Annotated in this window: 16 protein-coding genes; 10 read left to right on the top strand and 6 right to left on the bottom strand. The window is 57.8% G+C overall.

The window, feature by feature from the left end; translation table 11 throughout:
* Positions 1 to 12 precede the first annotated feature (12 nt).
* From rimK to rlmC, 8 genes are all read left to right on the top strand, one after another.
* Positions 13 to 915: a 30S ribosomal protein S6--L-glutamate ligase gene (gene rimK / locus F3I47_RS04570; protein WP_009091181.1), complete on the top strand. Its 903-nt coding sequence runs from the start codon at positions 13 to 15 to the stop codon at positions 913 to 915.
* A gap of 87 nt (positions 916 to 1,002) precedes the next feature.
* Positions 1,003 to 1,482, top strand: a complete 480-nt coding sequence (locus tag F3I47_RS04565; protein ID WP_009091179.1) for a YbjN domain-containing protein — start codon at positions 1,003 to 1,005, stop codon at positions 1,480 to 1,482.
* 380 nt (positions 1,483 to 1,862) lie between these two features.
* A complete protein-coding gene (gene potF, locus F3I47_RS04560; protein WP_009091178.1) occupies positions 1,863 to 2,972 on the top strand; it encodes a spermidine/putrescine ABC transporter substrate-binding protein PotF in 1,110 nt (369 codons plus the stop codon).
* A gap of 122 nt (positions 2,973 to 3,094) precedes the next feature.
* Complete coding sequence (gene potG, locus F3I47_RS04555) at positions 3,095 to 4,228, top strand: putrescine ABC transporter ATP-binding subunit PotG (protein WP_009091176.1); 1,134 nt, start codon at positions 3,095 to 3,097, stop codon at positions 4,226 to 4,228.
* A gap of 9 nt (positions 4,229 to 4,237) precedes the next feature.
* Positions 4,238 to 5,200: a putrescine ABC transporter permease PotH gene (gene potH, locus F3I47_RS04550; RefSeq protein WP_009091174.1), complete on the top strand. Its 963-nt coding sequence runs from the start codon at positions 4,238 to 4,240 to the stop codon at positions 5,198 to 5,200.
* Positions 5,197 to 6,042: a putrescine ABC transporter permease PotI gene (potI, locus tag F3I47_RS04545; RefSeq protein ID WP_150029746.1), complete on the top strand. Its 846-nt coding sequence runs from the start codon at positions 5,197 to 5,199 to the stop codon at positions 6,040 to 6,042. Before potH ends, potI begins: the two co-directional genes overlap by 4 nt.
* A 75-nt stretch (positions 6,043 to 6,117) precedes the next feature.
* Positions 6,118 to 6,585 carry a YbjO family protein gene (locus F3I47_RS04540; protein ID WP_009091170.1) on the top strand — a complete coding sequence of 156 codons (468 nt, stop codon included), beginning with the start codon at positions 6,118 to 6,120 and terminating at the stop codon, positions 6,583 to 6,585.
* A 41-nt stretch (positions 6,586 to 6,626) separates the two neighbouring features.
* On the top strand, positions 6,627 to 7,760 hold the full coding sequence (gene rlmC, locus F3I47_RS04535) for a 23S rRNA (uracil(747)-C(5))-methyltransferase RlmC (protein ID WP_140028282.1): 1,134 nt from the start codon (positions 6,627 to 6,629) through the stop codon (positions 7,758 to 7,760).
* Between the two features lie 31 nt (positions 7,761 to 7,791).
* Here the strand turns inward: rlmC and F3I47_RS04530 are convergent, their stop codons facing one another.
* From F3I47_RS04530 to F3I47_RS04505, 6 genes are all read right to left on the bottom strand, one after another.
* Complete coding sequence (locus F3I47_RS04530) at positions 7,792 to 8,523, bottom strand: arginine ABC transporter substrate-binding protein (protein ID WP_150029745.1); 732 nt, start codon at positions 8,521 to 8,523, stop codon at positions 7,792 to 7,794.
* Positions 8,524 to 8,638: 115 nt separating this feature from the next.
* The gene (gene artM / locus F3I47_RS04525) at positions 8,639 to 9,307 is read right to left on the bottom strand and encodes an arginine ABC transporter permease ArtM (RefSeq protein ID WP_150029744.1); all 669 of its coding nucleotides are present in this window, start codon (positions 9,305 to 9,307) and stop codon (positions 8,639 to 8,641) included.
* Positions 9,307 to 10,023 (bottom strand): arginine ABC transporter permease ArtQ, encoded by a 717-nt coding sequence (artQ, locus tag F3I47_RS04520; protein ID WP_009091162.1) that lies wholly within the window; start codon positions 10,021 to 10,023, stop codon positions 9,307 to 9,309. Before artQ ends, artM begins: the two co-directional genes overlap by 1 nt.
* Before the next feature lie 6 nt (positions 10,024 to 10,029).
* The gene (artJ, locus tag F3I47_RS04515) at positions 10,030 to 10,761 is read right to left on the bottom strand and encodes an arginine ABC transporter substrate-binding protein (protein ID WP_009091160.1); all 732 of its coding nucleotides are present in this window, start codon (positions 10,759 to 10,761) and stop codon (positions 10,030 to 10,032) included.
* Positions 10,762 to 10,776: 15 nt separating this feature from the next.
* Positions 10,777 to 11,505: an arginine ABC transporter ATP-binding protein ArtP gene (gene artP, locus F3I47_RS04510; protein WP_009091158.1), complete on the bottom strand. Its 729-nt coding sequence runs from the start codon at positions 11,503 to 11,505 to the stop codon at positions 10,777 to 10,779.
* Between the two features lie 216 nt (positions 11,506 to 11,721).
* The gene (locus F3I47_RS04505; protein ID WP_009091156.1) at positions 11,722 to 12,261 is read right to left on the bottom strand and encodes a lipoprotein; all 540 of its coding nucleotides are present in this window, start codon (positions 12,259 to 12,261) and stop codon (positions 11,722 to 11,724) included.
* A 106-nt stretch (positions 12,262 to 12,367) separates the two neighbouring features.
* On the opposite strand from F3I47_RS04505, the gene F3I47_RS04500 reads away from it, so the two are divergent.
* Both F3I47_RS04500 and F3I47_RS04495 read left to right on the top strand, forming a co-directional pair.
* Positions 12,368 to 12,688: a heavy metal-binding domain-containing protein gene (locus F3I47_RS04500; RefSeq protein ID WP_009091154.1), complete on the top strand. Its 321-nt coding sequence runs from the start codon at positions 12,368 to 12,370 to the stop codon at positions 12,686 to 12,688.
* Positions 12,685 to 13,509, top strand: a complete 825-nt coding sequence (locus F3I47_RS04495; RefSeq protein ID WP_150029743.1) for an N-acetylmuramoyl-L-alanine amidase — start codon at positions 12,685 to 12,687, stop codon at positions 13,507 to 13,509. Before F3I47_RS04500 ends, F3I47_RS04495 begins: the two co-directional genes overlap by 4 nt.
* Position 13,510 lies beyond the last annotated feature (1 nt).

Raw genomic sequence — 13,510 nt, 5'->3', positions numbered from 1 at the left:
CGGAGAGCAGAGATGAAAATCGCCATTTTGTCCCGTGATGCCACGCTTTACTCCAGTCGCCGGCTGCAGGATGAAGCGGTAGCTCGCGGTCATGAGGTGCAAATCATCGATCCGCTCTCCTGCTATATGAACATCAATCCGGCCTCTCCGGCGGTTCACTATTGCGGTGAACCGCTGGGCCATTTTGATGCGGTGATCCCGCGCATCGGCAACGCCATCACCTTTTACGGAACGGCGGTGCTGCGACAGTTTGAGATGTGCGGCAGTTACACGCTGAATGCCTCCGCCGCGATTACCCGCACCCGCGACAAATTACGCTCGCTGCAGCTGCTGGCGCAGGAGGGCATCGACATGCCGGTTACCGGCTTTGCCTCCTCACCCGATGACACCGACGATCTGATCGCCATGGTGGGCGGCGCGCCGCTGGTGGTGAAGCTGGTGGAGGGCACGCAGGGTATCGGCGTGGTGCTGGCGGAAACGCGGCAGGCGGCAGAAAGCGTTATCGATGCCTTTCGCGGCCTCAATGCCCATATCCTGGTGCAGGAGTTTATCAAAGAGGCCCGGGGGCGCGATGTGCGCTGTCTGGTCATCGGTAATCAGGTGGTGGCGGCGATTGAGCGGGTGGCGAAAGAGGGCGATTTTCGCTCCAATCTGCATCGCGGCGGCAAAGCCTGTCCGGTGGAGATTACTCCTCAGGAGCGGGAAATTGCGGTGAAAGCCGCCGCTACGCTTGGGCTGGAGGTTGCGGGTGTCGATATTCTGCGCGCGCATCGCGGTCCGCTGGTGATGGAGGTTAACGCTTCCCCCGGTCTGGAAGGCATTGAAACCTGCAGTGAACTGAACCTCGCCGCGCTGATGATCGCGCGGATTGAACAGCAAACCATCCCCGGGCTCCGTCCTAAAACCGCAGGCTGAAACGCGCTTTTCAGCAGTTTTCGTGGCATCGTCGCCCGTTTTTCCGTAAGCTAAGTCGCCTGTTTATCACCCCACTGGGATTTTACGATGGATTCTCTTGTCGTTCCGGATATCGACCTGTTGCGTCGCTGGCTGGATCAGCAAAATATCACCTGGTTCGAATGCGATGCCTGTCAGGCACTTCATCTGCCGCACATGCAAAACTTTGATGGGGTGTTTGACGCCAAAATCGATCTGGTCGACAACGTCATCCTGTTCTCGGCGCTGGCGGAAGTAAAGCCCACGGCGCTGATTCCGCTGGTCGGCGATCTGTCGCAGATCAACGCCAGTTCGCTGACGGTAAAAGCGTTTATCGACATTCAGGATGACAATCTGCCGAAGCTGATTGTCTGCCAGTCAATGACGACCACCGCCGGATTAACCTTTGGTCAGTTCTCGCACTTTATGAAACAGAGCGAAGAGCAGATCTCGATGGTGATCCTGGAAGCCTTTGCCAACAATCTGCTGATTGTCGGCGAGGAAGAAGAGCACGTTGCGGTCTCCAGCGTGCATTCGGTGCTGCACTAGCCCGACCCCTCCAGACTAAGCCGTCCCTGAGACGGCTTTTTTATACCCGCCGCCTGCCGCCACCTTTTTTTATTCTGCATTTTGCCCTTTAATGCCAGATATCTGTCGTCGTTTATGCCATCAAAGCCGAACCTCATAGCTCAAACATGCATAAAATATCGGTTTCAGGCGTTTTTTACGCTGGGGTCTGGTGCAGCATGAGCAGGGGGGCTATGCTTGCGGGGCTGTAACAGGCGCGTAACTGCGCTTCAGATATAGGATTTTGCTATTAAACTCCCGCTGAATAATGATTCATTGTGTCACTGACGTCCTGTACAGAACGCAATGCAGGGATCTCAGGTTTGCAGCGTTGTAATGACCCGCTCAGGAGGATGGAAAACATGTTCAACTCACGTCAGAAATGGCTGTCAGCTGTGGTAGCGGCTTCGCTGATGGTCGCGTCGGCCAGCAGCATGGCGGAAGATAAAACGCTGCACGTCTACAACTGGTCCGATTATATTTCGCCAGATACCGTGCCGAACTTTGAAAAGCAGTCCGGCATCAAGGTTGTCTACGATGTCTTTGACTCCAACGAAGTGCTGGAAGGCAAACTGATGGCGGGCAGTACCGGCTACGATGTCGTGGTGCCATCCTCCAGCTTCCTGGCGCGTCAGCTTCAGTCCGGGGTCTTCCAGCCGCTGGATAAGAGCAAACTGCCGAACTACAAAAACCTCGATCCGGCGCTGATGGAAAAAGTGGCGCAGCACGATCCGGGTAACAAATATGCGATTCCTTACCTGTGGGGCACCACCGGCATCGGCTATAACGTCGACAAGGTGAAGGCCGCGCTGGGAACCGATGCGCCGCTCAACAGCTGGGACCTGGTGATGAAGCCGGAAAACCTTGAGAAGCTGAAAAGCTGTGGTGTCTCATTCCTGGATGCACCGGAAGAGATTTTCGCTACCGTGCTGAACTATCTGGGCAAGGATCCTAACTCTTCGGATGCCAAAGACTATTCCGGTGCGGCGACAGACCTGCTGCTGAAGCTGCGTCCGAATATCCGCTATTTCCACTCGTCTCAGTACATCAACGATCTGGCCAACGGCAATATTTGTGTGGCGATCGGCTGGTCAGGTGACATCCTGCAGGCGAAAAACCGTGCGGATGCGGCGAAAAATGGTGTGCACCTGGGCTACAGCGTGCCGAAAGAGGGGGCGCTGGCCTTCTTCGACATGATGGCGATTCCGAAAGATGCGAAAAACATCGACGGCGCCTATGCCTGGCTGAACTACATCATGGATCCGAAAGTGATCGCTGATGTCTCCAATAAAATGAACTATGCCAACGGCAACAAAGCGTCACTGCCGCTGATCAATGCCGACATCCGTAACAACCCGGGTATCTTCCCGACGCCGGAAGCGATGTCGAAATTGTTTGTGCTGAAAGTCCAGGATCCGAAACTGGATCGTGTGCGTACGCGTGCATGGACTAAAGTAAAAAGTGGTAAGTAGTTCGTCCCGAACGGATTGACCTGTCACGTAACAGCAACAGAGGCGCAGTGTCGGCCTCTGTTGTGCCATTTTAGCGGCGGATTTTGCCGCGATGTTCCGCCTGGCTCCGGAGAGAGATAGTAGTGAACGATGCCATTCCCCGTCCTCAAAACAAAACCGCAAAGGCGTTAACGCCGCTGCTGGAGATTCGCAATCTGACCAAATCCTTTGACGGCCAGCACGCCGTGGATGATGTCAGTCTGACCATTTACAAAGGTGAAATTTTCGCGCTGCTGGGCGCGTCAGGCTGCGGCAAATCAACGCTGCTGCGGATGCTGGCCGGATTTGAGCCACCGACCAGCGGCCAGATTGTGCTGGATGGTCAGGATCTGTCGCACGTGGCCCCCTATCAGCGCCCGATCAATATGATGTTCCAGTCCTATGCGCTGTTCCCGCACATGACGGTGGAGCAGAACATCGCCTTTGGCCTGAAGCAGGATCGCCTGCCGAAAGGGGAGATCGCCAGCCGGGTCGCCGAGATGCTGTCGCTGGTGCACATGCAGGAGTTTGCCAGACGCAAACCGCACCAGCTCTCCGGCGGGCAGCGTCAGCGTGTTGCGCTGGCACGCAGCCTGGCGAAGCGGCCTAAACTGCTGCTGCTGGATGAGCCGATGGGCGCGCTGGATAAGAAGCTGCGCGACAGGATGCAGCTGGAGGTGGTCGATATTCTGGAGCGGGTTGGTGCGACCTGCGTGATGGTGACGCACGACCAGGAAGAGGCGATGACCATGGCCGGCCGTATCGCGATCATGAATCGCGGCAAGTTCGTACAGATCGGTGAGCCGGAAGAGATCTATGAGCATCCAACCAGCCGCTACAGCGCCGAGTTTATCGGTTCAGTTAACGTCTTCGAAGGTTTGCTGCGTGAACGTCAGGCGGACGGCCTGGTGATCGACAGCCCCGGCCTGATGCATCCGTTAAAAGTCGACTCCGATGTCTCGGTGGTGGATAACGTCCCGGTTCATGTCGCGCTGCGTCCGGAAAAAGTGATGCTGTGCGATGAGGTGCCTGCCGATGGCTGCAACTTTGCGGTGGGTGAGGTGGTTCACATCGCCTATCTTGGCGACCTCTCTATCTTCCACGTCCGTCTGCATAGCGGACAGATGATCAGTGCACAGTTGCAGAACGCGCATCGCTACCGCAAAGGGCTGCCCACCTGGGGTGACGAAGTCCGCCTCTGCTGGGAAAGCGACAGCTGCGTGGTGTTGACGGTTTAAGGAGCGGCTATGAGCCAGATTTTCCAACGCGCCAAAGCGCCCGCCCGGCTGGTCGGCACGCCGCTGCAACGCTGGGCCACCCGGGTCAAAATGCAGCATGGCCGCAAGCTGGTCATTGCGCTGCCTTACCTGTGGCTGGTGCTGCTGTTTCTGCTGCCCTTTCTGACGGTGCTGAAGATCAGCTTCGCGGACATCGCGCGGGCGATCCCCCCTTACACCGAGCTGGTGAGCTGGGCGGACGATCAGTTCAGCATTGTACTCAACTTTGGCAACTACCTGACGCTGACCGACGACCCGCTCTACATCGACGCCTATCTGCAGTCCCTGAAGGTAGCGGCGATTTCGACAGTCATCTGTCTGCTGATTGGTTATCCGCTCGCCTGGGCTGTTGCACACAGCAAGCCGTCGATGCGCACGATTCTGCTGTTGCTGGTGATCCTGCCGTCGTGGACCTCCTTTCTGGTGCGCGTTTACGCCTGGATGGGGCTGCTGAACAATAACGGGATTCTCAACCGCTTTCTGATGTGGCTCGGCGTGATCGATCATCCGCTGGTGATCCTCTATACCAACACCGCCGTCTATATCGGTATCGTCTACTGCTATCTGCCGTTTATGGTGCTGCCGATCTACACCGCGCTGACCCGTATCGACTACTCGCTGGTGGAAGCGTCACTGGACCTGGGGGCGCGTCCGCTCAAAACCTTTTTCAGCGTCATCGTGCCGCTGACTAAAGGCGGCATTATCGCCGGATCGATGCTGGTCTTTATCCCGGCGGTCGGGGAGTATGTGATTCCTGAACTGCTGGGCGGGCCGGACAGCATCATGATTGGCCGTATTCTGTGGCAGGAGTTCTTCAATAACCGTGACTGGCCGGTGGCCTCTGCGCTGGCGGTGATTATCCTGCTGATCCTGATTCTGCCAATCATCTGGTTCCATAAGCATCAAAACCGTGAAATGGGAGAGAAGGCATGAATAATCTGCCCACCATTCGCTCATCCTGGCGAACCGGTATTCTGGTCTGCTGTTTCCTGTTCCTCTATGCGCCGATGCTGCTGCTGGTGGTTTACTCCTTTAACAGCTCACCGCTGGTGACGGTGTGGGAGAATTTCTCTTTCCACTGGTACAGGGTGCTCTTCCAGGACAGCGCGATGATTGATGCGGTGCTGCTGAGTCTGAGCATTGCCGGGCTTTCCGCCACCATGGCTGTGGTGCTGGGCACGCTGGCGGCGGTCATCATCGTGCGCTTCGGGCGGTTCCGCGGGCATAACGGGTTTGCCTTTATGCTCACCGCGCCGCTGGTAATGCCCGACGTGATCACCGGACTGTCGCTACTGCTGCTGTTTGTGGCGATGGGCAACGCCTTTGGCTGGCCCAGCGAACGCGGCATGCTCACCATCTGGCTGGCACACGTGACCTTCTGTACTGCCTATGTGGCGGTGGTGATCAACTCGCGTCTGCGTGAACTGGACCGCTCGATTGAAGAGGCGGCGATGGACTTAGGTGCCACGCCGCTGAAGGTCTTCTTCGTGATTACCGTGCCGATGATTGCGCCGGCTATCGTGACCGGCTGGCTGCTGGCATTTACCCTGTCACTCGACGATCTGGTGATCGCCAGCTTTGTCACCGGGCCCGGTGCCACCACGCTGCCCATGGCGATCTTTGCCACCGTGCGGCGCGGCGTGAATCCGGAAATCAACGCGCTGGCGTCGCTGATTCTGTTTGTGGTCGGTTTAGTGGGTTTTATCGCCTGGCGGGTAATGGCGAACGAAGAAAAACAGCGTTTAAGCGATATTCAGAAAGCTAAACGTGGCTGAAATCGTTAACCTTTGCCACTATATGAACGGGCCGGTTTAACCGGCCCGTTTTTCGATCGGGTGGAGCCACGGACTATGTCAGAAATCTTTAAAAGCAGTGCCACGCTTTCGGATGCGCCGGTGCCGGTCAGTGTGGCGGGCATTGCCATCATTGCCACCCGCTGCCTGAGCGTCCTGATGCTGGCCAATGAGCTGGGCTACAGCGAAATCGCCAACTTTGTTCACCGCAGCGCCCAGTCCTGGGACTCTACGCTTATCTTTATCGCCAGCCAGCTGATCTTCCTGTTTGAGCTGCGCTGCGCCTTTACCCTGATGCGCGGCAGTAATGCCGGACGCTGGGGCTATGTGGCGACCCAGGTGCTCGTGCTGGGATACATGCTGGTGGCCTCGCTGGGCTGGATCTACCCTGAAATTTTCAGTATCGACGGCGACAACAACGTCCAGATTATTCACCACACCCTGACGCAGAAAATCCCCGATCTGCTGGTGCTGATGCTGCTGTTTCTGCCTGCCAGCAGCCGCGCTTTTTTCAGAAAGCGGTGATACAATCGCGCTCCGCCCGACCCGATCGTTAAGGCTTTACCATGCACTGCGCGCTTTATGACGCCAACCGTTGCCGCTCCTGTCAGTGGCTCGACAAACCCTATTCCACTCAGCTCAGCGACAAACAGTCACTGCTGGAACAGCTGCTGGCTGAACAGCCGGTCGCGGCCTGGTTGCCGCCGGTGGTATCACCGCAGCAGGCGTTCCGTAATAAAGCGAAAATGGTCGTCAGCGGCAGCGTTGAGCGTCCGGTGCTGGGCCTGTTGTCCCGGGAGGGGGAGGCGGTCGATCTGTGTGCGTGCCCGCTCTATCCGGACAGTTTTCAGCCCGTCTTTGCCGCACTGAAACCTTTTATCGCGCGTGCCGGGCTGACGCCCTATAACGTGGCGCGCAAGCGTGGAGAACTGAAGTTTCTGCTGATTACCGAAAGTCAGCAGGGCGGTATGATGCTGCGCTTTGTCCTGCGATCGACGGCGAAGCTGGAACAGCTGCGCGCGGCGTTGCCGTGGCTGCAACAGCAGCTGCCACAGTTGACGGTCATCTCTGCCAACATTCAGCCGGTACATATGGCGATTCTGGAGGGCGATGAGGAGATAGCGCTGACGCCGGATCAGTCGCTGGCGGAGAACTTCAATGGCGTGCCGCTCTGGATCCGTCCGCAGAGTTTCTTTCAGACCAACCCGCAGGTTGCCAGCACGCTTTATGCCACTGCCCGCGACTGGGTCCGCGCACTGCCGGTCAACAGCATGTGGGATCTCTTCTGTGGCGTGGGCGGTTTCGGTCTGCACTGTGCGACACCGGCGATGCAGCTGACCGGGATTGAGATCAGCGCCGAGGCGATTGCCTGCGCTCAGCGCTCCGCCGCGATGCTGGGGCTGGAGAAGGTGCAGTTTGCGGCGCTGGATTCGACGGCGTTTGCCACCGGGCGGGACGCGGTGCCGCAGCTGGTGCTGGTCAATCCGCCCCGTCGCGGGATTGGCAAGGCGCTGTGTGACTATCTGAGCCAGATGGCACCCGATTATCTGCTCTACTCAAGCTGTAATCCGCAGACCATGGCGCAGGATATCGCCCGACTGAGCGCGTATGAGATCACGAAGGTGCAGCTCTTCGATATGTTTCCTCATACCGCCCATTTTGAGGTGCTGACGCTGTTAACCCGCCGCCAGCAGCCGTAGATCGCGCAGGCGGGCGCTGCGATCGGGGGGCTTACTCCGGGAACCACTTCTGATTGAGCTGCTGCCAGCTGCCGTTAGCTTTCAGCGCGGCGATCGCCTGGTTAAACTCATCGCGCAGCGCCGTATTGCCCTTACGCACGGCAATTCCAAGGCCGGTGCCAAAGTAGTCCGTGTCGGTCACATGCTCACCGACCGTAGCCAGCTCCGGATTGCTCTTCAGCCACTGATTCACCACCGCGCTGTCGCCAAATACCCCATCCAGCCGGCCACTCTTCATGTCGAGAATCGCATTCTGGTAGCTGTCATAGGCCACCACTTTCACTTCCGGATGTTTTTCCTGCAGGTACTTCTGGTGCGTGGTGCCGTTTTCCACGCCGATGCGCTTGCCTTTCAGGTCGCTGAAGTGACTGAACTGGCCTTTACGGGCGATCACGATCGCTGAGTTCGCATAGTAAGGCTGGGTAAAATCGACCTGTTTGCTGCGCTCTGCGGTGATATCCATGCCGGAGATGACCGCGTCATAGCGGCGGAACTTCAGGGAAGGGATCAGGCTGTCGAAGGCGTTATTGGTAAACGTACACTCCGCTTTCATCTGCTGACAGAGCGCTTTAGCCAGATCGATATCAAAACCCACCAGGTTATTTTCCCCGTCGAGAGATTCAAACGGCGGATAGGTGGCGGAAGCGGCGAAGCGAATTTTTTCCGCTGCCTGAGCGGTGATCGCCAGTGACGCCAGCGCCGCGGCAATAATCCATTTTTTCATTGTAAAAATCCTGTGTTGTGGTCAGCCAGAGAAGGCGATACCCTGCCACAGATTGAATGATTATGCAATTATTGTGATTTTCCAGGCGGGAAGGGCGAGCGAGCTCGCCCGGGGATCAGCTGCGTCTTTCAAAGGCCAGCGCACGCCTTTCGATCAGTCGCATCATCAGCGTCAGCAGACCATTCACGCAGAGATAAATCAGGCCGGCTGCGGCATAGACGGTGACGTCATAGGTCCGGCCATAGAGCAGCTGACCGTGGCCCATCACTTCCATCAGGGTGATGGTGTAGGCCAGTGAGCTGCCCTTGAAGACCAGCACCACCTCATTGGAGTAGGAGGAGAGGGCGCGTTTAAATGCATAAGACAGAAGAATACGCAGGGTATCTTTTCGGCGCATGCCGAGCGCCGCACACGACTGCCACTGCCCGGCAGGGATCGCTCGCACGGCACCGTAGAAGAGCTGGGTGGTATAGGCTGCGCTGTTCAGCGACAGGGCCAGCATCGCGCAGAGCCAGGGTTGTGAGAGTAAATGCCACAGCCAGGGGATCTGCTGAAGCGAGGGAAACTGTCCCGGCCCGTAGTAGATCAGGAAGATCTGCACCAGCAGCGGGGTGCCGGTAAACAGCGTAATAAATCCTTTTACCAGCGGCGAAAACAGCGGGGTTTTCAGTGACAGCACCACGGTGAAGAGCAGCGCAAGCAGCAGGGCCAGGATCAGCGAGGCCGCGGTGAGCGTCAGACTGGTGTGCAGCCCTTTCAGAAGTTCAGGCAGGTAAGCCAGCATTAGCTGTTCCCCCGTTCAAAGCGGGTAGTGCGCAGTTCAATGCGGCGCAGTACCGCCTGGCTGAACAGCGTAATCACTAAATAGATTGCCGCCGCCACAAGGAACCAGGTAAAGGGCTCCTGGGTGCGGGTAGCGATACTTTTGGTCTGCAGCATCAGATCGTTAACGCTGATCAGCGAAACCAGGGCGGTATCTTTCAGCAGAACCAGCCACTGATTGCCCAGACCGGGCAGGGCGTGACGCCACATCTGCGGCATAATCAGCCGCAAAAAAATGGCCGATTTTTTCATGCCCAGCGCCTGGCCCGACTCCCACTGGCCGACCGGAACCGCTTTCAGCGCGCCGCGCAGCGTTTGTGAGGCGTAGGCGGCATAGAGCATCGCCAGCGCAATCACGCCACACAGGAACGGACTGACATCGAAGTTCTCAATCTGCATCTGCACCGGCAGCTGAAACAGGCCGAAGTTAAGCGTGAAGCCGTCGGACAGGGTCAGGAGCAGCTGAGAGGCACCGAAATAGATAAACAGCACCACCAGAATTTCCGGCAGGCCGCGAATCAGGGTCACCAGGCCGGTGCCGATCCACGCCAGCGGTCTGAGGCGCAGTGACTCCCAGCCAGCAAACAGCATCGCCAGCACGAGGCCAGCGATGAGAGCACAAACGGCAAGGCCGACGGTCATACCGGCGGCGCTTGCAAGGGTCATCATTTCATTCATCAGAGATTACTGCTGGAACCATTTGCTGTAGATGGTTTTGTACGTCCCGTCAGCTTTGATCTTATCCAGTGCGCCGTTGAATTTGCTCTGCAGCTCGGTGTTACCGGTGCGCACCGCGATGCCCAGGCCGGTACCAAAGTAGGCTTTGTCCGTTACTTTGTCACCGACAGCTGCCAGCGCAGGGTTCTGCTTCAGCCATTCGTTGACCACGGCGGTATCACCGAACACGGCATCAATACGGCCATTTTTCAGATCCAGAACGGCATTCTGATAGCTGTCGTAAGGCACAGTGGTAATTTCGCTGTGTTTTTCCGTCAGGTACTTCTGATGGGTGGTGCCGTTCTGAACGCCTACGCGCTTGCCTTTCAGCGCCTCAACGCTAGCCACTTTGCCTTTCTGGGCCACAAACAGCGCTGAGTTGTCATAGTAAGGCTTGGTGAACAGGACCTGCTTTTCACGCTCCGGAGTAATATCCATGCCGGCCATCACCGCATCAAAGCGGCGGAACTTCAGGCTTGGGATCAGGCTGTCGAACGCCTGATTGGTAAAGGTGCAGGTTGCGTCGATCTCTTTACAGAGCGCATTGGCCAGATCGACATCAAAGCCCTGAATCTTATTGTCCGCATCCACAAACTCAAACGGAGGATAGGAGGCTTCGGTAGCAAAACGAATCGTCTGCGCCGCCGTAGCGGTCAGGCTAAAACCAGCGAGCAGTGCAGCAAGTACCATTTTTTTCATTTTTAGCATCCTGACTTAGTGCGAAAGATAGTGAGCAAACGCCTCGGTTTGCGGCTGTGTAAAGCGGCTGGCATCGCCCTGTTCCACAATATGACCGTTCTCCATGTAAACCACGCGGCTGGCGGTTTTACGTGCCACTTCCACTTCATGGGTCACGATCACCTGGGTGATACGGGTCTGCGCCAGTTCGCGAATAATTGAGACAATCTGTGCGGTAATTTCGGGATCCAGCGCGGCGGTTGGCTCATCAAACAGCAGTACCTGCGGCTCCATCATCAGCGCACGGGCAATCGCCACGCGCTGCTGCTGACCTCCTGAGAGGTGGAGCGGAAAGCGGTCGCTGTAAGGGGTCAGACGCAGCCGGTCAAGCAGCCGGTCGGCGCGGGCGCGGGCATCGCTCTTGCTGAGCCCCAGCACCCGGCAGGGCGCTTCCATCAGATTCTGCAGCACGGTGAGATGCGGCCAGAGATTATATTGCTGAAAGACCATACCCACGTTCTGACGCAGCTCCCGAATCGCGGCATCGGAAGGCTTCTGACTGAAGTCGAACTGATTACCGGCAATCTGCAACTGACCTGAACGCGGCTGCTCCAGCAGGTTGAGGACCCGCAGCAGGGAACTCTTGCCCGCGCCGCTGGGGCCCAGCAGCACCAGGGTCTCGCCCTGAGGGCACTCAAGGTTGATGTCGAACAGCGCCTGATGAGCACCGTAGAAGCAGTTTATTGCGTTTAGTTGAATACTCATGCGCCAGATTTGAATAGCTATTAGTGCCGCGGATTTTAACGTCACCAGAATAGTTATGCAATTCAGGCGGGTTAAAATTTGTAAAACAGGGGGTAAACAGCAAAAGCTTAGCAGAAAATCATGCCCTGTCCGGGGGCTGACGGGGGGGCTGGCCAGGATGCAGAGATAAAAAAAGCGCGGCAGTGAGGCTGGCCGCGTTTCTTATGACTGTCTGATCTATTTTCGCGTTTTTTCCAGCATCTGGCTCAGGCTGCCACCGTCGGCATGCGCAGGATTCCCCATGTAGCGCACGTCATCCACCACCCAGCAGCTGCCCTGATGGATCATCAGCACTTCATCCTGCCACTGACGGTTGTCACGGCTCAGGTCAACCCGCAACGGAATGTTGCGCGCATCGCGGTTCGGAATCGTTGAGGCATCGGCCACGCTGGCGGCTGTCGGACCCTGCGAGAGGCTGGAGAAGATATCGCCATTGCGCCACTGCGCACCGGCGTTGCTGCCGCTGGCCGCCTGTAACGCACGATAAAGCGCGTCACTCAGGTAGGGACGGTATTTCGCCAGCGTGTTGCTGTCGGGCAGTCCCGGCACCGGCTGTTCGATCCGCAGGTCATAAAACTGCTGAGCGACCTGGTCAGGACCGCCCTCAATGCAGGGCGCGGTTCGCGGCCCATTATCCTTAATCACGGGCTCCACGGTGGTACAGGCGCTGAGCAACAGGGCTGCCGGGATCATCAGCGCAAACGCATTGTTTCTCATCTCGATTTCCTTATGGTTCTCTGGCAAGGTGCCTTTTTTAGCATAGAGTATAGCCATGCTTTTTAGTCGATAGAGCCTTAGTCCGGTTTTCAACAAGGAGAATGCGATGAAATTTTCAACCACCCCAACCCTGGAAGGTCACAGCATCAGCGACTATTGCGGCGTAGTCACCGGTGAAGCGATTCTGGGTGCCAACATCTTCCGTGATTTTTTTGCCGGGATCCGCGACGTGGTCGGTGGCCGTTCCGGTGCTTATGAGAAAGAGCTGCGCAAAGCGCGCGAGATCGCTTTTGACGAGCTGGAAGCGCAGGCGAAAGCGCTGGGCGCCAACGCCGTGGTCGGCATCGACATTGATTACGAAACGGTGGGCAAAGAGAGCAGCATGCTGATGGTCAGCGTCACCGGCACGGCGGTGATCCTGCGTTGAGACGCCTGCTGTTGCTGCTGACGGCGCTGCTGCTGGCCGGCTGCCAGACCGGCATAGAATCCCGCGACGGCTACTGGGCCGACCTGCGGGATCCGGCACAGGGTGCGCGCCCACGGGTGAAGGTGATCGTGATCCACTACACGGCCGAAGATTTTTCGTCGTCGCTGGCAACGCTGACGGATCGGGAGGTCAGCGCGCACTATCTGATCCCCCGTCAGCCGCCACAGCGCGCCGGGAAAGGGATTATCTGGCAGCTGGTGCCGGAGCAGCAGCTGGCCTGGCACGCCGGGCCCAGCTTCTGGCGCGGGGCCACCCGTATCAATGACACCTCGATTGGTATTGAACTGGTGAACCGGGGCTATCGTCGCACGCCGACCGGTCTCGAATGGCAGCCCTTTACGGTTGCACAGATGACGGCGCTGGAGGCGCTGCTGCGGGATATTGCCCGGCGTTACGCGATCCCACCGGAAAATATCGTTGGCCACAGTGATATCGCGCCGCAGCGCAAGCAGGATCCGGGGCCGTGCTTTCCCTGGCAACAGCTGGCGCAGCGCGGACTCGGTGCCTGGCCGGATAGCCGTCGGGTGCAGTTCTGGCTGGCTGGCAAGGCGCCGCATGCGGCGGTGCCCGCAGAGCAGATTCTGACCCTGTTAAGCCGCTACGGCTATCCGGTGAGTGACGGGATGAGCGCGCGTGAGCAGCAGAAGGTGATTGCCGCCTTCCAGATGCATTTCCGGCCCGCGGATTATCGAGGGCTGCCCGATGCTGAGACGGCTGCGATAGCCGCCGCGCTTCTGGAACGCTATGGCGCGGCGCCGTAGC

It is taken from the genome of Pantoea sp. M_10 (assembly GCF_008631515.1).
Taxonomy (GTDB): Bacteria; Pseudomonadota; Gammaproteobacteria; order Enterobacterales; family Enterobacteriaceae; genus Pantoea; species Pantoea anthophila.
Note: the sequence above shows the minus strand (reverse complement) of the source record. Positions and strands in the feature narration are given on the sequence as shown.

What these genes read in the sequence shown, in the direction of transcription:
- rimK (WP_009091181.1), top strand. Translation starts at nt 13, where the DNA reads ATGAAAATCGCCATTTTGTCCCGTGATGCCACGCTTTACTCCAGTCGC.
- F3I47_RS04565 (WP_009091179.1), top strand. Translation starts at nt 1,003, where the DNA reads ATGGATTCTCTTGTCGTTCCGGATATCGACCTGTTGCGTCGCTGGCTG.
- potF (WP_009091178.1), top strand. Translation starts at nt 1,863, where the DNA reads ATGTTCAACTCACGTCAGAAATGGCTGTCAGCTGTGGTAGCGGCTTCG.
- potH (WP_009091174.1), top strand. Translation starts at nt 4,238, where the DNA reads ATGAGCCAGATTTTCCAACGCGCCAAAGCGCCCGCCCGGCTGGTCGGC.
- potI (WP_150029746.1), top strand. Translation starts at nt 5,197, where the DNA reads ATGAATAATCTGCCCACCATTCGCTCATCCTGGCGAACCGGTATTCTG.
- F3I47_RS04540 (WP_009091170.1), top strand. Translation starts at nt 6,118, where the DNA reads ATGTCAGAAATCTTTAAAAGCAGTGCCACGCTTTCGGATGCGCCGGTG.
- rlmC (WP_140028282.1), top strand. Translation starts at nt 6,627, where the DNA reads ATGCACTGCGCGCTTTATGACGCCAACCGTTGCCGCTCCTGTCAGTGG.
- F3I47_RS04530 (WP_150029745.1), bottom strand. Translation starts at nt 8,523, where the DNA reads ATGAAAAAATGGATTATTGCCGCGGCGCTGGCGTCACTGGCGATCACC.
- artM (WP_150029744.1), bottom strand. Translation starts at nt 9,307, where the DNA reads ATGCTGGCTTACCTGCCTGAACTTCTGAAAGGGCTGCACACCAGTCTG.
- artQ (WP_009091162.1), bottom strand. Translation starts at nt 10,023, where the DNA reads ATGAATGAAATGATGACCCTTGCAAGCGCCGCCGGTATGACCGTCGGC.
- artJ (WP_009091160.1), bottom strand. Translation starts at nt 10,761, where the DNA reads ATGAAAAAAATGGTACTTGCTGCACTGCTCGCTGGTTTTAGCCTGACC.
- artP (WP_009091158.1), bottom strand. Translation starts at nt 11,505, where the DNA reads ATGAGTATTCAACTAAACGCAATAAACTGCTTCTACGGTGCTCATCAG.
- F3I47_RS04505 (WP_009091156.1), bottom strand. Translation starts at nt 12,261, where the DNA reads ATGAGAAACAATGCGTTTGCGCTGATGATCCCGGCAGCCCTGTTGCTC.
- F3I47_RS04500 (WP_009091154.1), top strand. Translation starts at nt 12,368, where the DNA reads ATGAAATTTTCAACCACCCCAACCCTGGAAGGTCACAGCATCAGCGAC.